Origin of the sequence: Gordonia sp. i37 (genome assembly GCF_002043085.1) — a bacterium.
GTDB classification, from domain to species: Bacteria; Actinomycetota; Actinomycetes; order Mycobacteriales; family Mycobacteriaceae; genus Gordonia; species Gordonia polyisoprenivorans.
In genome coordinates this window covers 1-280 of record NZ_MVPX01000154.1, presented here as the reverse complement: position 1 = coordinate 280, position 280 = coordinate 1, and the positions used below count along the sequence as shown (strand labels likewise).

Below are 280 nucleotides of genomic sequence, written 5' to 3'. Positions count from 1 at the left end.
CGAGGAGGTCGCCCAGATCGCCACCGCGGACGCTGGCGCCCTCACGGGTGCCCAATGCGAGCGCGACCTGGGAGTGCAGACCCCAGCCCGGGCCCAGTTGCCACACGCCGGTCACCCGGTCGGTGATGTAGGACTGACGCTTGCCGGTCGGGCCGATCACCTTGCGGATCTGATCGCCGACGGCGTCGGTCAGCACGGTGCCCAGCGGGCGGTACCCGCGGGCCAGGCTCTCCACCGTCGAGGCCAGTGCAGCCATGTCGGCTTCGGCGGCTCCGTCGAT

1 protein-coding gene is annotated in these 280 nt (G+C 71.8%); it reads right to left on the bottom strand.

What is annotated here, in order from left to right; genetic code table 11:
- A partial coding sequence (locus tag B1964_RS07605; RefSeq protein WP_139765663.1) for a hypothetical protein occupies positions 1-280 on the bottom strand: 280 nt, incomplete at both ends.